At 42.5% G+C, this 20,972-nt stretch carries 15 protein-coding genes; 10 read left to right on the top strand and 5 right to left on the bottom strand.

Annotation, left to right across the window (positions count from 1 at the left end; genetic code table 11):
- Positions 1 to 2 precede the first annotated feature (2 nt).
- Together RMX98_RS14670 and RMX98_RS14675 are read right to left on the bottom strand one after the other, a co-directional pair.
- The gene (locus tag RMX98_RS14670; RefSeq protein WP_322681091.1) at positions 3 to 326 is read right to left on the bottom strand and encodes a DUF1825 family protein; all 324 of its coding nucleotides are present in this window, start codon (positions 324 to 326) and stop codon (positions 3 to 5) included.
- Positions 327 to 452: 126 nt separating this feature from the next.
- Positions 453 to 1,385, bottom strand: a complete 933-nt coding sequence (locus RMX98_RS14675) for a J domain-containing protein (RefSeq protein ID WP_322681092.1) — start codon at positions 1,383 to 1,385, stop codon at positions 453 to 455.
- Positions 1,386 to 1,593: 208 nt separating this feature from the next.
- Here RMX98_RS14675 and RMX98_RS14680 point away from each other — a divergent pair, with 208 nt between their 5' ends.
- Entirely contained in the window at positions 1,594 to 1,968 is a 375-nt protein-coding gene (locus RMX98_RS14680) for an NINE protein (protein ID WP_322681093.1), read from the top strand.
- Between the two features lie 14 nt (positions 1,969 to 1,982).
- The gene (locus tag RMX98_RS14685) at positions 1,983 to 2,516 is read left to right on the top strand and encodes a ComEA family DNA-binding protein (RefSeq protein WP_322681094.1); all 534 of its coding nucleotides are present in this window, start codon (positions 1,983 to 1,985) and stop codon (positions 2,514 to 2,516) included.
- Between the two features lie 79 nt (positions 2,517 to 2,595).
- On the opposite strand, the gene lepB is transcribed toward RMX98_RS14685, so the two are convergent.
- Positions 2,596 to 3,168 carry a signal peptidase I gene (gene lepB, locus RMX98_RS14690; protein ID WP_322681095.1) on the bottom strand — a complete coding sequence of 191 codons (573 nt, stop codon included), beginning with the start codon at positions 3,166 to 3,168 and terminating at the stop codon, positions 2,596 to 2,598.
- Between the two features lie 1,276 nt (positions 3,169 to 4,444).
- Here lepB and RMX98_RS14695 point away from each other — a divergent pair.
- Entirely contained in the window at positions 4,445 to 5,356 is a 912-nt protein-coding gene (locus RMX98_RS14695; protein WP_322681096.1) for a polysaccharide deacetylase family protein, read from the top strand.
- A gap of 170 nt (positions 5,357 to 5,526) precedes the next feature.
- Here RMX98_RS14695 and RMX98_RS14700 read toward each other — a convergent pair whose 3' ends face one another.
- Together RMX98_RS14700 and gltB are read right to left on the bottom strand one after the other, a co-directional pair.
- Positions 5,527 to 6,282: a class I SAM-dependent methyltransferase gene (locus RMX98_RS14700; protein WP_322681097.1), complete on the bottom strand. Its 756-nt coding sequence runs from the start codon at positions 6,280 to 6,282 to the stop codon at positions 5,527 to 5,529.
- Positions 6,283 to 6,778: 496 nt separating this feature from the next.
- On the bottom strand, positions 6,779 to 11,464 hold the full coding sequence (gene gltB, locus RMX98_RS14705) for a glutamate synthase large subunit (RefSeq protein WP_322681098.1): 4,686 nt from the start codon (positions 11,462 to 11,464) through the stop codon (positions 6,779 to 6,781).
- A 1,022-nt stretch (positions 11,465 to 12,486) separates the two neighbouring features.
- On the opposite strand from gltB, the gene RMX98_RS14710 reads away from it, so the two are divergent.
- The 7 genes from RMX98_RS14710 (at position 12,487) to tuf (ending at position 20,816) form a co-directional block, all read left to right on the top strand.
- The gene (locus tag RMX98_RS14710) at positions 12,487 to 14,559 is read left to right on the top strand and encodes a phosphodiester glycosidase family protein (RefSeq protein WP_409881141.1); all 2,073 of its coding nucleotides are present in this window, start codon (positions 12,487 to 12,489) and stop codon (positions 14,557 to 14,559) included.
- Between the two features lie 273 nt (positions 14,560 to 14,832).
- Positions 14,833 to 15,252 (top strand): cupin domain-containing protein, encoded by a 420-nt coding sequence (locus tag RMX98_RS14715; protein ID WP_104907515.1) that lies wholly within the window; start codon positions 14,833 to 14,835, stop codon positions 15,250 to 15,252.
- Positions 15,253 to 15,502: 250 nt separating this feature from the next.
- Complete coding sequence (locus tag RMX98_RS14720) at positions 15,503 to 15,826, top strand: iron-sulfur cluster assembly accessory protein (protein ID WP_322681100.1); 324 nt, start codon at positions 15,503 to 15,505, stop codon at positions 15,824 to 15,826.
- A gap of 118 nt (positions 15,827 to 15,944) precedes the next feature.
- Positions 15,945 to 16,328 carry a 30S ribosomal protein S12 gene (gene rpsL / locus RMX98_RS14725; protein ID WP_012410236.1) on the top strand — a complete coding sequence of 128 codons (384 nt, stop codon included), beginning with the start codon at positions 15,945 to 15,947 and terminating at the stop codon, positions 16,326 to 16,328.
- A 546-nt stretch (positions 16,329 to 16,874) separates the two neighbouring features.
- Positions 16,875 to 17,345 carry a 30S ribosomal protein S7 gene (gene rpsG / locus RMX98_RS14730; RefSeq protein ID WP_069070112.1) on the top strand — a complete coding sequence of 157 codons (471 nt, stop codon included), beginning with the start codon at positions 16,875 to 16,877 and terminating at the stop codon, positions 17,343 to 17,345.
- Between the two features lie 139 nt (positions 17,346 to 17,484).
- Positions 17,485 to 19,563 (top strand): elongation factor G, encoded by a 2,079-nt coding sequence (fusA, locus tag RMX98_RS14735; RefSeq protein WP_322681101.1) that lies wholly within the window; start codon positions 17,485 to 17,487, stop codon positions 19,561 to 19,563.
- A 23-nt stretch (positions 19,564 to 19,586) separates the two neighbouring features.
- On the top strand, positions 19,587 to 20,816 hold the full coding sequence (gene tuf / locus RMX98_RS14740; protein ID WP_322681102.1) for an elongation factor Tu: 1,230 nt from the start codon (positions 19,587 to 19,589) through the stop codon (positions 20,814 to 20,816).
- The last annotated feature ends 156 nt before the right edge of the window (positions 20,817 to 20,972 follow it).

Consider the following 20,972-nt stretch of genomic DNA (forward strand, 5'->3'; position numbering starts at 1 on the left):
GATTAGGGCTGTTTTTCTAGCTCGGCTTTCATCCGTTCTAAAGTGAGGTGCATTTGGTCAAACATTTGTTGCGGGGTGACACCAAACTGACCTAATTGTGTCTTCAGTTGTTCTACTGTCATTTGCGCCATGAAATCTTCTGATAACTCGAAGCGCTTCATAAAGATGCGGTATCGATCCATCATGGTTTCCATTTGCTCAATAAACAGCTTTTTGCCCTCGCGGTCAAATTTGCCGTAGCCGTTGCCAAGTTTGATCAGCGCTTGATAATCTTCAAACAGCTGTTTTGCTTCTTGCTGAACTATTTCAGAATCGAAGAATCCCATATTGCTTATATTAAACTGAGCGCCCAGACCCAGTAGCTTAATAGTTTTACTTCTATTTATTATTTTAGTCTAGGAGAGTAATCTAGTCACGAAGCTTCGGTTTTAGTACGGTTTGTTACCGAAATTTCAACACTTGACTTGAGAATGTTTACTCTTGTGAAATCGACTTAATAAAGCTGCAATACTCAGAGCTTTAGCCATTGATTTAGGATTAGTGTTTTCACCCGATTGAATTTTCAGTCCGGGAGCATATTTTAGAGCTAGTGAATCTTGCGGGTTAAGTTTTAATGCTTGGCGGATGTAAACCCTGGCCATCCCGATAAATTTCTGTTTTAGATGTACTAAACCTAATAAGGCATAATAATCGCTGTTATTTGGCTCTAACTTGATGGCATCGCGCAGTTCTTGCACGGCTAGTACCCAGTTTTCGAGCCTGACGTACTCAATCGCTCGCTGGTAGTGACGTTGAGCGTAGTTTGTCAAAACTGGTTTGACATTAGTTTTTTCATTTAATGTCAAACCAATTGGCTTAACTTCTACTTCAGGAATGATCCGAACAGCTTTTTGTGGTAGGAATAAATCAGGTTTATACAACTGTAAGTAAACTAAATTCAGTATCCGAATTTGTTGTGTAACTTGATAAAACTGATCTAGTGATTTGTATTGAGCTTCTGCATAGCAGGCGATCGCTTCTTCATAAAATAATTCTGCTTGGGGTGCAGACATTTCCATAATTTCCTCAGCTATGGCACTTTGCCCATACAAAGCTTGCTGTTGTAACACTCTTGCGTCCGATCGCAGCATGGCGATAGCAACCAAGCGCTTGTGTCGATGTTTGAGTTGTTCGTAAGCTGGATTGATTAAATAGCTCAGTATTGCCGTTGCTAATTTTTGGTCTGGATTGCAGCTTTTAGCATAGCGATCAGGATGTAGCAGTTTTGCTAAAGTGTGATAGCGTTTAAAAATCTGGCGATCGTCAGCACTCACAGAAATTCCTAGCACAGCGTAAGGATCACAAAGCTGTTTAAGCCATTCTGGCGGTAGGAAGGTCTGTGACATCGTAGTAATCCGATCCGTTAAAAACTTAAAATTAACATCAAAGCTGAATGTAGGGTCATGTGAAACTTACTCAAATTTCTTCAAATTGGGGATTGGAGACTGGGAACAGGGGATTGGGATTGGGAAGATTTAGTTAGGGATGAATTGTCTGTGTGCCTTTTGGCTGTCTTATTGTAGGAACTATGGTATTCGTATATTTATTAGAAATATGTTGACTAAGCGCAAAAGCCGAAGTGTTGCTGCTGTTTTAGCTTTTTCTGGCACGCTGACAATTTCAGGATTACATAAATTCTATTTGGGACAGCCGTTATGGGGTGTTTTGTATGTGTTGCTTTCTTGGACACCTATTCCCAAGGTAGCTAGTGCGATTGAGGGAGTTTGGTATTTAGCCCAAGACGAAGAAGCTTTTGATCGTAATTTTAATCTAGGCAAGTCCGCAGCAAAGAACTCACAAAAGGTGATTAATCAGGTAGGAGCGATCGCTGACGCAATGCGAGAATTAGATGCTCTGCGCCAGGATGGACTAATTTCAGAGTATGAATTTGAGCAAAAGCGCCGCCAATTGCTAGACCAGATTTCTTGAGGTAAGCGACAATCATGAATAACTGGCTACCTTTAAATTCCAGACTGCAAAAACTTCGCGCCAAGCTGCTCAACGATCCCTACTATCGCCTACAATCTGGAGAAGAAATTAAAATAGCGGCCCAATTAGGTATCCGCATTGATGCTAATCAAGCCACTGTAGATGATTGGTTACGCCTACCAGGGTTGTCAATTCACCAAGCGCGATCGCTTGTAGAACTTTCACATTCGGGTGTGAAATTTTACTGTATTGAAGATATCGCTGCGGCTTTGGGTATACCAGCGCCGCGCCTAGAGCCATTAAAGCCTCTACTGAATTTTATTTACTATGACCACGAATCCTTAGAAAATCCTACCGATTTAGTTAACCCGAACATCGCAACCGTTGAAAAATTAGCACAAATTCCATTTATAGATTTGTCTCTGGCGCAAGCAGTGGTGCAAAATCGGCAATCAGCCGGGCCTTACCGTCACCTGGCTGATTTCCAGCGACGGCTGGAGTTAACTGGTGATGCGATCGCCCAGATTATGTATTATTTGAGGTTTTAAGTTAGAAGTCTTAAAATAACTCCTAACTTTGACAATTTTGGATTTTTCTTTCCATCCAAAATCTAAAATCCAAAATTGATTAAATAAACCCAATGCGGTCAAGAGGCCAAAAGCGAAACGCTGCTCGGCCGATGACATTTTTTCTGGGTAAAAAGCCCCAATAGCGAGAGTCATTACTATCGTTGCGATTATCTCCCATAACAAAAAACTCGTCTTCTGGGACTTTTACTGCTTGATATGGCTGGTTTGGAGGTTCAGCGATATAGTCTTCTGCCAAGGGTTGGCCGTTGAGGTATACTTTACCAGAAGCAACACTAATTACCTCACCAGGCTGGCCAATAACTCGCTTGATAAACGCTTGGTCTTTGGGATATCCTCGACGTTGTAGTTCTGCGGGTGGCTGAAAAACAATAATATCGCCAGTTATGGGAGGGTGAAAATGGTAGGATATTTTTTCAACTACCAAACGATCGCCTGTATGTAAGGTGGGTAACATCGAGTCAGAAGGTATATAGCGGGGTTCGGCGATAAAAGTCCTAATCAGGAATGCCAAACACAGTGCGATCGCAATTAAAATCAGATTTTCTCGCCAACTACGCCATACTTTTAACGACGCACGCTCTTCTTTTGCATCACTTTCGTGAGGAATCATAAAAGTTTCTAGCCAGTTTAATAAGTGAGACAAATACCTTGATTATTTTGACTCAAAAGGTATATTAATAGGAAAGTTGGGTTTAGCGTCAAACTATACAGATATTAAATAATACACTTATGCTATCTACTAAAGATAATCAGAAGTATTCTAAACAAACTATGACCTGTCTAAGGAAATATAAGCTAATGTTTAAGATTGCTAAATAGATAATTAAAAATCATAATTCTAATTGCTGTAATTATAAGACAACTTATGAGATAACTCTCAGTTTTATTTCCTCTTGCTGAAAAAGCTAATTATCGACTGTTAGAGCGATAAAGTAAGTCGGTTTTCTCTTGAAACAGAAAATTGGTCATTGAGTAGCAAAATATTTTACCCTATGTTTGACAATATCTACCTCACTTTGCCGAAAAAAGGCAGAGGACAGTCTTGCTGGAAGTTGAATTGCAAGAAAATATATTTTGATTGATATTATTAAGTGATGTTACATAAAATAAACCTGAATATATGTAATTTTAAATACGCTAAGTTGCCTAACTAAATGTTTTTAGTAAAAAATATTACATTTAATCGAGAATTTAATGCTTGAATAGATGAATAGCACACTATTGTAATTTTAACAACCTACTTATATATTAAGATATGCGATTAAAATCCGTAATTACACGGTGACAGTGCATATTAAACTGTACTATTAATAAGATATAAATATCCTGAATTATCGAGAAAAACATTAACACACAGAAAGCTAGTAGTAATTTCGGCTAAAGTATCAGCATCTGAAAGAGAACTAAGCTGTTGATAGAACTATTTTTGCTAAATGATTCAAAAATATCTAGATTAACGAATAAGTGCCCCTTGGCAATGAGAAACTATATTGAATCAATTTTCGTCTGTGTATCTCAGAGAAAGTATAGGGTAACATTAGTCAGTTGAAAATTTAACTTTTTCTTAAAAAGGAAGCAATGGCAGCAGGCAGTAGAATATATTTTATCAAGAATAAAACTAATAGTTTACTAGACTTTTTTTTGAAAGATACCCTGCTCCTTGTAAATAGTTTTGTGTGTTAATCAAATAATTTACCAAGTTGTAAATTATACAGCATTTTTGTCAGAAAGTCTGGTCATATTCTCAGATTATAAATTTCTGTTAGTCCCAATTACAATTTTCGGGATTACCAGAAAGCAACTATATCTAAAATATCTAAAAAAAATGTGCTATGACGTACCGTCATAACCGTGGTTGATGGTTCGATCTTTGAAGGAGCTATGAGGTGGAAAACAATAAGTCGTTTTTGTGGCCAGAAGGAATATTAATTGCGCTGCTTGCCTTATGTGGTGTTTTTAGCCTTGCTTTCATGATGCTTCTAAGGCCAAATGCTTCGGAGGCTCAGAGTAAACAAAGTATAAATGTCAAGGATATAGCTGCAAATGCAGGAACTCAGCAGCGCATTGAGAAATTAAAGGCAGCGATGCTTACAAGTTGGCAGCAACAAGCACAAACAAAGGGACTAGCCTACCCTGTACCATCACGTTTTCAAGGGGCAATAATTGAATCGGCAAAACTGACTCAGGGCGAGAAAGTGATTGCTCTCACCTTTGATGATGGCCCTTGGCCTCAGACTACAGAGCAAGTACTAGATATCCTGAAATCAAATAATATCAAAGGGACGTTTTTTGTTGTCGGTCAGAACCTGAAAAATTATCCAGAGTTAGGAAGGCAGATTGTTGCTCAAGGTCACGTCATTGCTAACCATACTTGGCATCACTGGTATCACTTTTTTAATCAACAAGCAGCTGCTTTTGAAATAGATCGCACAACAGACCTAATTTATCAAATTACAGGTGCTAAAACAAATCTCTTCCGACCACCTGGTGGTATGTTGCACAATGGATTAGCTGCTTATGCTAAAGGTCAAAAGTATACTGTGGTGATGTGGTCGGCTGACTCTACAGACTACAAGTTACCAGCTGTACCAAAGTTGATTAATAACGTGATTAAAGATTCAAAACCTGGTGGGATTGTGCTAATGCATGATGGTGGTGGAAACCGTTCTAGAACTGTGCAAGCTTTACCAGAAATTATTAGCAACTTTAAAAAGCAAGGCTATCGCTTTGTGACTATTCCAGAACTTTTAGAAATTCAAGATAAAGACCAAAAGCTAGTTGCTAACAAAAAGCAATAATTAATAATTAGGGCTAATCGGTCAATAGTAATTAGCTAGCAACTAATAAAATTATATTTTTTAGTTAGAATTCATTATTTGTGATTTCATTTTAGACCAGTTACTGGTGCAAAACTAAAAAATAAATCAACTGTTAAGTTGATGAATAATCTGGTTATTCAAATAACAGCTTAACCCAGTGATGCAGAAGCAATAACTGTCCAAGTTGCCATATATGTTCCAGCGTACTTGTTGGAATAGTCAGTAGTGCTATCGGGAACAAACCAGTCAGGAGTAGTATTTTGCTGTCGAACCTTTTTGTCCAAGCCAATTTGTAGGGAAATATTCTCGTAAACAATTTTTGCTTTTAAAGCTTTCAGCAATGTTTCTACCAACTTTTGCAGCCATTCTGCTCGAACATACAGATTATGAGATGGATGATCGCCATAAGCAAAAGGTACAATAAGCACCAAATATCCTTTGTCGCTTATTAGTTTGTCTAAACAGAATTTAACGAGTTCTTGATCGTTATTTTGTTCTAGTGTTTCCTTGTCAACATTATGAAATAGCAAGCCAGATAGGACGACGGCATCAAATTTCTGATTTTCTGAAGCTAATTCTGGCAGTGCTAGGGAGAAATTTTTGCAAGTAAAGTTCTGCTTGGGGTATATTTTTGAACAATACTCAATTGCAGCTTCACTGTGATCTATGCCAAGGTAGTTACATCGCTCAGGTAAATATTTGTTCAAAGCCCCATTGCCACATCCTAAATCTAATAAAGAGAATGAACGTTGCTTAAAAGCTTGATCGAGATACCAAACTGATGGTGTGTATCGGGTAGTATTTTCAGGAGATTCAAAGTAGGAAAAATAATCATTTTGGAAACGTTCTTCTTCAGAACTTTTGCGTTCGGGAGCTTGCTGTTCTATAAGCATTTTGATAGACAAATCTTACTTGCTTAAAAATATATATTTATATGTCAGCTTACCAGTATTTAGATAATACCTTCTATACGCAATTAGGTAGATTTCAGAATAGTGCTGATCTCGACTTTATTACTTGGACTTTCCCAAGATTTGATTGCTCAGTCACTTTGGTGTTCTGAGTCTAAAGTCTATCTGTGAGTATTCCCCTAAAAAAGGGGGAATATATTTTTCTCTCTACGCTCTTTTTAAGGGGTAAATTCAGGCTGAGTTTTCACGCCATGTGAAAAAGCCAACGGAAAACCTAACCCCCCAGTCCCCTTCCCTACAAGGGAAGGGGGAGAAATCAAAGCCTCTCTCCTTGTAGGGGAGAGGTTGGGAGAGGGGTTTTCCATATTCCGTGAAAAGTCAGAAATTCAGGTGGGTGCTTTGGCCATCCGGGTTTTCGCAGAGTACCTGTTTGTGCAGCTTCTTCTGCGGGAGAATAGCTTAAAGGAGAGTATGAGAACGGTTACAGTTACTAATGACTGCTTACTAAACTGAACTCAGTTGTTTTTTCAGGATTGGCTTCTGGACTATCAGCTTCAGAAGGCGGAACTAACTGCCAGAATTTCGGTAAAAATTCTTGCCAGTTTTGCAGAATTTTCTTCGCCTTTGGTGAACCAGTACGTTCTGCATGATTTTGGATTAATTCTTGCAGTTGCTTTGCACCTACTTCGGTAATCACGCGCTGGATTTTGACAATTTCTGGGTTGACTAACTCACGAAATGAGTCGTTTTCATCTAAGAAGTATGCCAGTCCACCAGTCATTCCAGCAGCTACGTTACGTCCTACTTTGCCGAGTACGACAATCACACCACCTGTCATGTATTCACAGCAGTGATCCCCAGCACCTTCAATCACTGCGATGCCTTTGGAGTTTCTCACAGCAAAGCGTTCTCCTGCTAGACCGTTGGCAAATAACATGCCACCAGTAGCACCATAAAGGCAGGTATTGCCAACTATCACGTTTTGTGCTGCGTTATAGGTAGCATCTGTTGGAGGTTTGATGATGATTTCACCACCATGCATTCCTTTACCTACATAGTCGTTTGCTTCTCCTTCTAGGCTGAGAATTATGCCTGGGAGGTTGAAAGCACCAAAGCTTTGCCCAACACTACCTGTAAAGTTGAGATTAATTTGTCCTTCAAAGCCACTGTCACCATATTGAGAAGCGATCGCACCTGCTAATCTTGTGCCCACTGTTCTGTCAGTATTGATAATTGGGTAAGTCTTGGTGACAGTAGACTGATCCCTAATAGCAGCCTGAATGTCAGGATCGGCAAGGAACTTGTCATCTAAAACCACACCGTTGCTGTGAACTTCTTCATGCACCAACCAGCTACGATTGTCTCTGCTATTTGGTAGCTGAAGTAAACAGTCAAGATTTAGCGATCGCGTTTTGGTGAGATTTACCTCTGGGCGCAGTTTTAATAAATCTGCACGTCCAATGATTTCTGACAAAGAACGGTAGCCAAGTCTGGCTAACAAACTACGCACTTCTTCGGCAATGAAGTAAAAGAAGTTGACAACTTGTTCCGGCATTCCCCTAAACCGCTTGCGGAGTTCTTCTTTCTGAGTAGCAACACCCACAGGACAGGTATTCATGTGGCAAACTCTCGCCATAATACAGCCTTCAGCAATCATGGCGATGGAGCCGAAACCGAATTCTTCACCGCCCATCAATGCACCTATTACCACATCCCAACCACTCTTGAGTCCGCCATCTACGCGTAAAATCACGCGATCGCGCAAGCCATTTTCCATCAAGACGCGATGCACTTCACTTAAACCCAATTCCCACGGCGAACCAGCGTGTTTAATCGAACTGAGTGGCGATGCACCTGTACCACCATCATGACCAGAAATTTGGATAATATCAGCGTTGGCCTTGGCTACACCAGCCGCGATCGTGCCAATGCCAACTTCTGCAACTAGCTTCACCGACACCTTTGCTTTGGGATTAATTTGGTGCAGATCAAAAATCAATTGTGCTAAGTCTTCAATCGAATAAATATCGTGGTGCGGTGGTGGCGATATCAGCGTCACACCTGGTTTGGAGCGTCTTAACATCGCAATGTATTGGCTCACCTTGGGCCCTGGCAGTTGTCCACCTTCCCCAGGCTTGGCACCTTGGGCAATTTTGATTTCAATTTGTTTGGCGTTAACTAGGTACTCTGGGGTGACACCAAAGCGTCCCGATGCAACTTGCTTAATGGCACTATGAGCTATATCGCCATTTCGCAATCCTTTTAAATGAGGTAGGGTTGGCGAGTGACCAGACTCGTCTACATCATCTAGAACTGTGTAGCGCACTGGATCTTCGCCGCCTTCTCCAGAATTTGATTTACCACCAATGCGGTTCATGGCGATCGCTAAAGTTTCGTGGGCTTCTCTTGACAAAGCGCCTAGAGACATGCCACCGGTGCAGAAACGCTTGACTATTTCATATACCGATTCCACTTCTTCTAGAGGAACCGACGGGCGATCGCCTTGGAAATCCAGCAAATCTCGCAAGGCTGTTACTGGTCTGCCTTGGAGGTGCTTTTTATAAACTTCGTAGTGATCGTAGTTTTTGTCATCTAGAGCCTTATGCAGCGCCTTAACCATTTCGGGGCTATTCATGTGGTACTCGCCGCCAGGACGGTACTGCACAAAGCCCAGGTTTTCTAACTTCTTGGTCGTTAGTTCTGGGAAAGCTTTGACGTGGAAGGAAAGCACTTCATCAGCAAGTTCGGTAACGCTCAAACCACCGATGCGGGAAGTCGTCCCACAAAATCCCAGGTCGATTAAATCTCCACCAATGCCAATAGCTTCAAAGATTTGGGCTGCTTGATAGCTGGAGAGCAGAGAAATTCCCATTTTGGAGAGAATTTTCAGCAAACCTGACTCTACTGCTTTGCAATAGTTTCCTAAAGCTTGTTCTAACGTGAGGGTGGGAATTTTTTGCACGCCCATTAATTTTTGAGTTTTGGGATCGGACCACCAATCACGCACCGTATCTAAAGCCATGTAAGGACAAACTGCGCCAGCACCATAGCCAATCAGACAAGCAAAGTGATGGGTACTCCAGCATTGAGCAGTATTGACAATCAGGGATGTTTTCATTCGCAACCCCTCACGAATCAGATGGTGATGCACTGCACCCACTGCTAATAGGGGAGGAATGTAGGTATATTCTGTGTTGAGACTGTCATTAGCTTGATCGCTTAATATTAAAATCTTTGCACCTGCCCGGACTGACTCAGCTGCTTGTGCTTGTAAAGATTGCACTGCGGCTTTCAGTCCTTCTGGGCCATTAGCGATCGCAAACAAGGTTGATAACTCAGCCGTGGCAAATCCTGACAGCTTAATCGCCTCTAATTCACTATCAGTTAACACTGGTGATTCAAGCTTCAATCTCCGAGCATATTCTGGTTTCGGTTCTAATAAGTTACCCCGTTCGCCCAGTTCAACTTTCAGAGACATCACTAGCTTTTCCCGCAGGGGATCGATCGCTGGGTTCGTCACCTGAGCAAAGCGCTGTTTGAAATAGTCATAAAGCAGGTGAGGCTTTTGTGACAGCACCGCTAAAGGAATATCATCACCCATGCAGAAAGTCGGTTCTGAACCGGCGATCGCCATTGGGTGAATCACCATTTCTACATCTTCTGTGGTGTAGCCAAAGGCAGTTTGACGCTGAAGTAAGTTTTGCTTGTCAATAGTCAATTGTTCTGGGTCATTTGTCAATTGTCCTTTGCCATTGCCATTTGCTAATGACGGATGACTAATGACCAATGACTTTAATTCTTGACGGTGCTGTTGCAGCCATTCTCCATAAGGGTGCTGCTTGGCGATGCGCCTCTTAATATCCCAATTCTTCAGTACTTCATGATTTTCTAAATCCACGGCAATCATTTGCCCTGGGCCGAGTCTACCTTTCTCGACAATATCGGCTTCTGGGAAATCCACCACCCCAGCTTCGGAAGCTACAACAATGTAATCATCTTTGGTGATCGCGTAACGAGCTGGTCTTAAACCATTACGATCTAGAGTTGCACCAACTTTTTTGCCATCGCTGAATACTAAAAGTGCTGGCCCGTCCCAAGCTTCTTGCAAACCACTGTAATATTCGTAGAAATCAACAATTTCGGGAAATTCACGTAAAGAAGGCTGATTTTGGTAAGCCTCTGGAACCATAATCATTAAAGCTTCCAAGGGGCTGCGTCCAGAGCAAACCAGCAATTCCACTACGTTGTCTAGGGTAGCTGAGTCGCTGTTATCAATATGAACTAATGGTTTAAGTTCCTGGATGCGATCGCCCCATACAGGATGATTCAGGCTCGCTTCTCGTGCCATCATCCAGTTGATGTTACCCAATAAGGTATTGATTTCGCCGTTGTGACCCAAAAGCCTCATTGGTTGCGCTAGGGGCCACTTGGGCATGGTATTGGTACTAAAGCGGCGGTGATAAACAGCAAAGGCGCTTTTATAAGCTGGATTTTTTAAATCGTCATAAAAGCTGCCCAAGACAGCAGAACGCACCATGCCTTTGTAGACAATTGTGCGACTTGACAACGAACAGATATAAAATTCTTCTGAGATGTTAGTTGCAGCTTTACTAATTCGGCGGCGGGTAATGTACAACTGCCGTTCTAATTCATCACCGCTTTTGTCAAGGGAAGCTAGCAAAACTTGTTCAATCTGGGGTTGATTTTCTCTTGCTTGTACCCCCAGTAAATCAGATTGGACTGGTACTACTCGCCAACCCAATACAATTAATTTCTCTTCAGCAGCTACTTGCTCAACAGTCACCCTAGCTTGTTGTGCAGCTTGCTGGTCTTGTGGTAGAAATATCATCCCCACAGCTATGCGATCGCTAGATGGAAATTCCTTCCCTCTTTGGGCAAAGTCTTGTTGGAACAACTCCCAAGGGATTGCTGTCAAAACTCCAGCACCATCACCAGAGTCGCGATCGGCGCTACAACCTCCCCGATGTTCTAAGCAGGTTAAAGCAGCTAAGGCTTTTTCGACAATTTCGTGGCTGGTATGATTTTGGCGATGAGCAATAAAACCTACACCACAGGCATCTCGTTCCTCTACTAACCACTTTTGCCCCTGATAGGTATCTCTTGAGTTGATATTCGCTGTGATTTTCTGGCCTTGATTCATCGGTTTATTATTCATACCCTGTTCCTGAAGTATTGAGTTACCAATTTTGCCACTACACTGTGGGAAAAAATTTCTAAATTCAGCGATGGAAAAATATATAAGCACCGAAATTTAGGGAAAAAAAATTTTAACTTCGGTTTTACTTTGTTAGTTAACCCGTGTTAAAATGTTTGCGTATTTTTTATGTATTTATGCGGTGTTAGACAACTTACCTGCGCCAAGACATCATTATTTTTGCCCTGACAGTTTCTTTTTTATATTTTGAAGCTAAGTATTTTTTCAATTTCTTTTTCCAGATGCACGCTAGCTACTCATGGAGCCTATTTCGGCTCACCTGAAACAAAACTAAAACTGAACGCTGCACTATTTTTTTAAGCCAAAGCCCAGATAATTAGTAATCGATCGTGACAATCAAGAACTCACTCTAAGCAGTCGCCTTGCGTTTCTTAGAGAAGCTATGCTAAAGGCTTTACGCTACGCTACCTTAATTCGTGGTTGCAATCAGTGAGGGGTTCTACCCTCCATTGTTTTGTTAATCATTGAATTAAAAATTGAGTCTGAACTGGTGTACCCTTTTAATTACGAATTACGAATTACGAATTAGTAATTATTTGGTTATCCCGATCCAGCAATAAAATCAGCGTATTACAATATATACCCATTTGACAATTCCCAAATATTTTTGTTGTCTAGAATTTTGCCGCTTACCAGTTGCCGCATGTATTACTATTAACTAGACATTACTGAAGTAATAACAGTAGCAACGATCAGCAGGATTAAATATCTTAATCCAGTTTTGATAACCAAAACTACCGTATATAGTGTGGTTAAAATTAGTTGGGAGTTAAAAAACTTGGTTGCAGTGGCTTTAGCGTCTAAATAAATTAATGTGTGTCTAATGTTTGTCTAAAAGAGACAAGTAGCCAATATATAGATTACCATATTTATTCAAAAATAAAGTCATGTTTCCTTGATATTTCCAAATAATTGGTTAGTTTAAACCTTGGGTAATAGTTTTCCAAAGTACCTAGTAAATTATGGTAAAAATGCCGAATTGTTGCCAATCAGAGATTAGTGATGGCTCTGCAAACGCCCTTGGCGTTTGCAGATTTTTCCGGGCTACTGTGTCACCAATACTTTTAACAGTACTGTGCTTAACGACTACTTGTGCTGCCAACGCCCAAGAATCCCCAAAAACCACCAAATCAACACCTAGATTAATTTCTCAGTCAGCTGCACCTCCTTTACCAGGTGTGGCATCCTCTGGTAATCAAATTTCCCTTAATGGTCGTACTTTACCAGGAACTTGGTTACAGCGACCTGCAAAAGCAGGTCAGGTGATAACTCATCTCAGTGATGGGGCATTCAGGCAATTAATTGGAGTAAATTTCTTAAACAGTAGTAATTCAGGGAAGCAACCAATACAGTGGTTTTCGTCGGTGACAACGCCACTGGTTTTATCCACCAGACTACTAGGAGCATATCGTTATCTGGATATTAGCAATTTTGCTCAAACATCTGGATGGGAAATCCGAACCAATGGCAACATTTTGGTGATTGCTACCCCAAAAACACAAATCACAAATATTGTTCAAAGCCAGGAACCACCAGAAGCGAGTACCCCTTTGCAACAGACTCAGATTCTTGTCAATTTAGATCGTCCCACTCCCTGGCAAGTTGTACAAGGGTCAGCGATCGCCAAACCCCAAACTCCATCCTCCGATCCAGACACGCCAACTCCCAAACCCACTGCACCACCAAATCGAGAGTGGACAATTACCCTGGATGGAATCGCCGATCCCGTTTTGATAGAACGCTATACTCCCCAGCCACCAGCAGCACCGTCAGCACCACCGACATTGTTGCCAAACTTGCTCAAACAATTATTACCAGTTACACCAACACAACCAATACCAGCACCAGCCCCAACCCCTGAACCACTGATTCAAAAAGTAGAGGTGGTGAAAAACCAAACGATTATTAGTCTGAGCGTTCCCTTTGGTCTATCGCCTCAAGTTAGTACTTTAAATAACCCCAATCGCCTGATTATCAATATTCGACCCGATCCCCTAGAAGAACGAGATATTACTTGGGCCCCAGGATTAAACTGGCGGCAGCATTATGTCAACTTAGGCACAGAACGCTTTCCGGTAGTCTGGTTAGAAGTTAATCCCCGCAAATTTGGGCTAACATTGAAACCTATGTGGGCTAGTCCTGATGGACTTGCGGGTACTGCTCCTTTAATTCAAACAGCCCAACGTTACTTAGCAGTAGCTGGAATTAATGGTGGTTATTTTAACCGTAATAATAAATTACCATTGGGTGCGATTCGTCGGGATAATCAGTGGTTATCAGGCCCCATTCTTAACCGAGGTGCGATCGCTTGGAATAATTCAGGCCAATTTTACTTTGGTCGTCTCACCTTGGAAGAAACTTTAATTACGGCAAATGACCAGCGCCTACCAATTCTGTTTCTCAATAGTGGTTACATTCAAAGTGGCATTGCTCGTTACACCCCAGCTTGGGGATCGACTTACACGCCGTTGACGGATAACGAAATTATCTTAGTGGTACAAAAAGACCAAATTACTAATCAGTTACCAGGCGGCAAAGTTGGTGAAACGCCTATTCCCATTCCCCAGGATGGCTACCTGCTAACTTTACGCGCTAACGCTGCTAGTGCTGCCTCCCAGCTACCTATTGGAAGCGCAGTAAGTATTTCCAGCGCCACTATTCCAGCTGATTTTAGTCGTTATCCCCACATTATCGGTGCTGGACCGCTATTAGTCCAAAATCGTCAAATTGTCCTTGATGCCAAAGGTGAAAAATTCAGCAACGCCTTTATTGCCGAAAAGGCTATTCGTAGTGGTATTTGCACGACAGAAACAGGCACACTGATGATTACTGCCACACATAATCGTGTTGGCGGTTATGGGCCTAATTTGGCAGAGCATGCCCAATTGATGCAACTTATGGGCTGTGTGAATGCTCTAAATTTAGATGGCGGTAGTTCTACCAGCCTTTATTTAGGAGGGCAACTACTCGATCGATCGCCCAGTACCGCAGCTCGTGTTCACAACGGAATTGGTATTTTCCTGCAACCACGATAATCAGAGAATAGAGAAAAAACTCAATTACCAATCCCCAATCCCTGATCCCTAGCCACTTTTTAAAGTTTAGAACAACCTATCATTTTGCTTGATGAAGACTTGGTGTAGACATCAGAATTTTAGTAGTAATGGTTTACACCATCAGGTTTGATTTTGCTATGTTTATCAAAGTGCAACAAAATTGCTGATTTCCAAGGTTGCAAGATAGCGCCAAATTTTATTATCAATAATTAAGAGTACCAACGGTTTGTTATGTCTTCAAATGAGGTAACTATGGCTCGATATCAAGAAACTACACAGACTGAAACTCTACACCTCCCTCCAAACATAACTTCCAGGGGCGTTGCTGCAACAGAATTACGTCCTTGGGGTGCTTTTACAGTTTTAGAAGAAGGGCGCGGATACAAAATTAAGCGCATCGAAGTTAAGCCCGGACACCGCCTCAGTCTACAAATGCACCATCACCGCAGCGAACATTGGATTGTCGTCTCTGGTACAGCTAGAGTAGTTTGTGGTGAGAAAGAAGTACTACTGAGCAATAATGAGTCAACATATGTACCCCAATGTACATCTCATCGTTTAGAGAATCCTGGCGTGATCCCCTTGGTATTGATTGAAGTCCAAAATGGCGAATACTTGGGAGAAGATGATATTATTCGCTACCAAGATGACTATGCCCGTACCAAAGATTAAAACCAAAAGAAAGCTATTAAAGCTCTAACCCTAAAGCTGAATACATTTTTGTGTAAACCGTCTTTGTAAACGAACTACCACACCCCAGAAGTCCCTACCTAGTCAAGGTGGGGACTGAAGCATGTTAGTGTTATAAATGTAGTAATAACGATCGCGCTCATGCCTTTGGTGATTTGGAATTTTGCACAAGCAAGAGTCAACCTATCTGTAAAATGGAAGATGGGATATTCAATTGCAAAAAACGAGTTCCATGATTCATCTGAGTCAAGCAGCCGTAAGTGAGATTGGGCGAATAAAGTCCAAACAGCCAAATGTCTTGTTTCGATTGGCAGTAAAACCAGGTGGTTGTTCCGGGTTCTTTTATGATATGTCCTTCGATGAAGCAATAAAAGTAGACGACCAGGTTTTCGACTTGGATGAGATTCAAGTGGTTATAGATGCCGCAAGCTTAAATTACCTGAACGGTTTGAAAGTTGATTATTCAGAAGACTTAATGGGTGGTGGTTTTCGCTTCCACAATCCCCAGGCGATCGCCACCTGTGGCTGTGGCAATTCCTTCTCCTTGAGTCATTAGTAATTGGTCGTTGGTCAATCACTAAGAAAAAATAACAATTGACATAAAACCGTAAAAAACGATATAATCAGGATTTGTTAAAACTTAGACATATAAGCAGCTTTACGCGCTGTAACTCATGCCAACAATACAGCAGCTAATACGTAACGAGCGCGAACAAGCGCGTCAGAAAACCAAGTCCCCGGCTTTGAAACAATGCCCCCAACGTCGGGGAGTTTGTACCAGAGTATACACGACCACACCAAAAAAGCCTAACTCAGCTCTACGTAAAGTAGCAAGAGTTAGACTTACCTCTGGATTTGAAGTCACAGCTTATATTCCAGGTATTGGTCACAACTTACAAGAACACTCAGTTGTGATGATTCGTGGCGGTCGGGTTAAGGATCTACCAGGCGTGAGATACCACATTATCCGTGGCACCCTAGATACAGCCGGAGTCAAAGACCGTAAACAAGGGCGTTCCAAGTATGGAACCAAGCGTCCGAAAGAAGCGAAAAAATAGAATTGGGCGATTAATCGCATCCAAGACGATTAATCGTCTAACTTACAAGCGCTCAAGGACAAAAAAACTATCAGGGTCTGTGTACTAAGAGCAGTTACGAAAGCTGCTCAAGTCTTTTTAAAAAATCAAGCACACCTACACTAAGCGAGCAAGTGTAGCAGTTCTGAGGAGAACGCTGTAACCCACAGCAGAATTCTAATCTGGACATTAAAGTTTGGAATCTTGTCGCCTTGAGTATTTAGTTGCAGCTAGCAAGTCAATGAATTTTAGATTTTAGACTTCGACTACGCTCAGTCGAGCGATTTGCGGTTTTGGATTGGTCGAACCCACAAGGGGATGAGGCTTACAGACTTTTGATTTTTTCCAATCCTTGTGGTCGGAACATTTACCAAAAACTCTAATCCAAAATTGGCAGTCAATAAGTCAGCCTTGCTGCAACAGTCGAAAACAAAATTGAGAAAGTCTGAGGGTTGAGTTCCACAGCTTTTAGTTTCTGGTGTCTGATAGCATATAATTTCGTTGCCAATTCCGAATTAAAGGTGAAGTATGTCTCGTCGTGGTGTTATTCAAAGGCGCCCAGTTCCGTCTGACTCTGTATATAACAGTCGCCTTGTGAGCATGATTATCAGGCGGATCATGCGTCATGGCAAGAAATCACTTGCCGCACGGATTGTTTATGATGCATTAAAAACTATTGAAGAACGCACTGGTGCTGGTGCTTTAGAAACCTTTGAAAGAGCAGTGCGAAATGCCACGCCTTTAGTAGAAGTAAAAGCTCGGCGAGTTGGTGGAGCAACTTACCAAGTACCAATGGAAGTGCGTACAGAACGGGGTACTACCCTAGCACTGCGTTGGTTAGTGCAATATTCCCGCTCCAGACCAGGTCGGACAATGGCAAGCAAACTGGCAAATGAATTAATGGATGCTGCTAACGAAACTGGCAATGCAATTCGGAAACGTGAAGAAACGCACCGGATGGCGGAAGCTAACAAAGCATTCGCACACTATCGTTACTAAGTAGAAAAGCGATATATCGCCCGAAAGAAGCGGTATATCGTATGATTTACAAAAAGAAGACGGTTTTCCCTAAAAGTATAGAATCTTAACAAAGAGTAATATACAAGATATCATGAGGCAAAAACTATAGGAGGTAGCTGTGGCACGCACGATCCCGCTAGAGAAAGTACGCAACATTGGTATTGCGGCGCATATAGATGCGGGCAAAACAACAACAACAGAGAGAATATTATTTTACTCTGGAATAATTCATAAAATTGGCGAAGTTCATGAAGGAACTGCCGTCACAGACTGGATGGAGCAGGAGCGGGAGCGGGGAATCACCATTACTGCTGCTGCTATCAGTACCAGTTGGAAAGATCATCAAATAAACATTATCGATACTCCGGGTCACGTAGACTTCACAATTGAAGTTGAGCGTTCCATGCGCGTGTTAGATGGTGTAATCGCAGTATTTTGTTCTGTGGGCGGCGTGCAACCGCAGTCTGAGACAGTGTGGCGGCAAGCAGAACGCTACAAAGTTCCTCGGATAGCCTTTATCAACAAGATGGATCGCACCGGAGCGAACTTTTATAAAGTTCACGAGCAAATCCGTGATCGCCTGCGGGCGAATGCGATCGCGATTCAACTACCGATTGGTAGTGAAAACGACTTCCAAGGTATCGTTGACCTAGTACGGCAACGTGCGTACATTTACGCCAACGACCAAGGTACTGATATCCAGGAAACTGATATCCCGGAAGAATTGCAAGCGCAGGTAGAAGAATACCGTACCAAGCTAGTAGAAGCCGCAGCAGAAACGGATGATGCTCTAATGACTAAGTACTTCGATGGCGAAGAACTTACAGAAGAGGAAATTCGGACAGCCCTGCGGAAAGGCACAATTGACGGGACAATTGTACCAGTACTTTGTGGTTCAGCATTCAAAAACAAAGGCGTGCAGTTGATGCTGGATGCTGTTGTCGATTACTTGCCAGCGCCAAGTGAAGTACCGCCAATTCAAGGCTTACTACCCAATGGTGATACTGTTGAGCGGCGGGCTGATGACGACGAACCCCTAGCTGCTCTGGCATTCAAGATTATGGCTGATCCTTACGGTCGCCTGACATTTGTTCGCGTTTATTCTGGTGTCCTGAAAAAGGGCAGCTACGTTCTCAACGCTAGTAAGAATAAAAAAGAACGGATTTCCCGCCTAGTTCTTATGAAAGCAGACGATCGGCAAGATGTCGATGAACTGAGAGCGGGCGATTTGGGAGCAGCTTTAGGATTGAAAGATACATTGACAGGTGACACACTCTGTGACGAAGGATCGCCAGTAATTCTGGAATCTCTATTCATTCCTGAGCCTGTGATCTCGGTAGCGGTTGAACCCAAAACCAAGAACGACATGGACAAGCTGTCCAAGGCTCTGCAATCTCTCTCAGAAGAAGACCCCACCTTCCGCGTCCGCGTTGATCCCGAAACCAACCAAACCGTGATCGCGGGGATGGGAGAGTTACACCTAGAAATTCTAGTAGACCGGATGTTACGAGAATTCAAGGTGGAAGCGAATGTAGGTGCGCCCCAAGTAGCTTACCGAGAAACAATTCGGAAAGCTGTGAATAAAGTTGAGGGCAAATTCATCCGCCAAAGTGGTGGTAAAGGTCAATACGGTCACGTTGTGATCAATTTGGAGCCTGGAGATCCCGGTAGTGGCTTTGAATTCGTTTCCAAAATTGCCGGCGGTTCAGTACCTAAAGAGTACGTTGGTCCTGCAGAACAAGGAATGAAAGAAAGCTGCGAATCCGGTGTACTAGCTGGATATCCGTTGATTGACGTTAAAGCGACGTTAATTGATGGGTCATACCACGATGTAGACTCTTCAGAAATGGCTTTCAAAATCGCTGGTTCAATGGCGATGAAAGAAGCTGTACTGAAAGCTTCACCTGTCATCTTAGAGCCTATGATGAAAGTTGAGGTTGAAGTTCCTGAAGACTATATGGGTAACGTCATTGGCGACCTAAACACCCGCCGAGGGCAGATTGAAAGCCAAAGCACCGAAAAGGGACTTGCTAAGGTAACATCTAAAGTTCCACTGGCAAGTATGTTTGGCTACGCCACTGATATCCGGTCAAAAACGCAAGGTCGGGGTACCTTCACGATGGAGTTCAGCCACTACGAAGAGGTGCCTCGCAGCGTAGCTGAAACTATCATTGCAAAAAGCAAAGGGAACGCTTAGTTAAAATAAGGAAATGAGCATTCATGGCACGCGCAAAGTTTGAAAGAAATAAACCCCACATAAACATCGGTACTATTGGCCACGTTGACCACGGCAAAACCACGTTAACAGCAGCCATTACCTTGACTTTGGCAGCTCTTGGCCAAGCTACAGCTAAAGGCTACGATCAAATCGATAACGCGCCAGAAGAAAAAGCACGCGGTATTACCATCAATACCGCTCACGTTGAGTATGAAACCGAAAGTCGGCACTATGCTCACGTAGACTGTCCTGGACACGCTGACTATGTGAAGAACATGATCACCGGCGCTGCTCAAATGGATGGAGGTATCCTCGTAGTAGCTGCTACCGATGGCCCTATGCCCCAAACCCGCGAACATATTCTGTTAGCAAAACAGGTGGGTGTTCCCAGTCTGGTTGTATTCTTGAACAAAGAAGACTTGATGGATGACCCAGAACTCTTGGAACTAGTAGAACTAGAACTCAGAGAACTGTTAAGCAGCTATGACTTCCCTGGCGATGATATCCCAATTATCAAAGGCTCTGGTCTGCAAGCTCTCGAAGCAATGACCAAGAATCCTAAGACCAAAAAAGGTGAAAATCCTTGGGTAGATAAAATCTACGAATTGATGGACGCTGTGGATTCCTTTATCCCCACTCCTGAGCGCGATGTTGATAAGCCCTTCCTGATGGCTGTAGAAGACGTATTCTCAATCACAGGTCGTGGTACTGTTGCTACCGGTCGGATTGAACGGGGTGTTGTCAAAGTTGGTGATAACGTTGAACTAGTGGGTATCAGAGATACTCGCGCCACTACCGTAACTGGTATTGAAATGTTCAAGAAGAGTCTGGAACAAGGTATGGCTGGAGATAACGCTGGCGTACTACTGCGGGGTATTCAAAAGGCTGATATTGAACGGGGTATGGTAATTGCTAAACCAGGTTCAATTAAGCCTCACCTGGAATTTGAAGGTGAAGTGTACGTCCTAACTGAAAAAGAAGGTGGTCGTAAGACTCCATTTTTCGCAGGCTACCGTCCCCAGTTCTATGTACGGACAACCGATGTAACTGGTACTATCAAAGCCTACACTTCTGATGAAGGCAAAGAAGTAGAAATGGTGATGCCAGGCGATCGCATCAAGATGACAGTAGAATTGATCAACGCGATCGCGATTGAACAAGGAATGCGCTTCGCTATCCGCGAAGGTGGTCGCACCATCGGTGCTGGTGTCGTCTCTAAAATTCTGAAGTAGCACCTTTTCGCTCAAAACAAAGGAGCAGAGATGGTACAATTCCTCTCTGCTCCTTTCTATTCCCTCTATAAATAAGGTAATAGGTTACAGAGGACAGGTAATAGTTTTCTGTAACCTTTACCCTGTAACCTTTAACCTGTAAATACTCCCCTAATT

This window comes from Nostoc sp. DedQUE02, assembly GCF_034531035.1.
Classification (GTDB): Bacteria; Cyanobacteriota; Cyanobacteriia; order Cyanobacteriales; family Nostocaceae; genus Nostoc.

What these genes read in the sequence shown, in the direction of transcription:
- RMX98_RS14680 (WP_322681093.1), top strand. Translation starts at nt 1,594, where the DNA reads ATGTTGACTAAGCGCAAAAGCCGAAGTGTTGCTGCTGTTTTAGCTTTT.
- RMX98_RS14715 (WP_104907515.1), top strand. Translation starts at nt 14,833, where the DNA reads ATGGCTCGATATCAAGAAACTACACAGACTGAAACTCTACACCTCCCT.
- rpsG (WP_069070112.1), top strand. Translation starts at nt 16,875, where the DNA reads ATGTCTCGTCGTGGTGTTATTCAAAGGCGCCCAGTTCCGTCTGACTCT.
- RMX98_RS14720 (WP_322681100.1), top strand. Translation starts at nt 15,503, where the DNA reads ATGATTCATCTGAGTCAAGCAGCCGTAAGTGAGATTGGGCGAATAAAG.
- RMX98_RS14710 (WP_409881141.1), top strand. Translation starts at nt 12,487, where the DNA reads ATGGTAAAAATGCCGAATTGTTGCCAATCAGAGATTAGTGATGGCTCT.
- gltB (WP_322681098.1), bottom strand. Translation starts at nt 11,464, where the DNA reads ATGAATAATAAACCGATGAATCAAGGCCAGAAAATCACAGCGAATATC.
- RMX98_RS14685 (WP_322681094.1), top strand. Translation starts at nt 1,983, where the DNA reads ATGAATAACTGGCTACCTTTAAATTCCAGACTGCAAAAACTTCGCGCC.
- RMX98_RS14675 (WP_322681092.1), bottom strand. Translation starts at nt 1,385, where the DNA reads ATGTCACAGACCTTCCTACCGCCAGAATGGCTTAAACAGCTTTGTGAT.
- RMX98_RS14670 (WP_322681091.1), bottom strand. Translation starts at nt 326, where the DNA reads ATGGGATTCTTCGATTCTGAAATAGTTCAGCAAGAAGCAAAACAGCTG.
- lepB (WP_322681095.1), bottom strand. Translation starts at nt 3,168, where the DNA reads ATGATTCCTCACGAAAGTGATGCAAAAGAAGAGCGTGCGTCGTTAAAA.
- rpsL (WP_012410236.1), top strand. Translation starts at nt 15,945, where the DNA reads ATGCCAACAATACAGCAGCTAATACGTAACGAGCGCGAACAAGCGCGT.
- tuf (WP_322681102.1), top strand. Translation starts at nt 19,587, where the DNA reads ATGGCACGCGCAAAGTTTGAAAGAAATAAACCCCACATAAACATCGGT.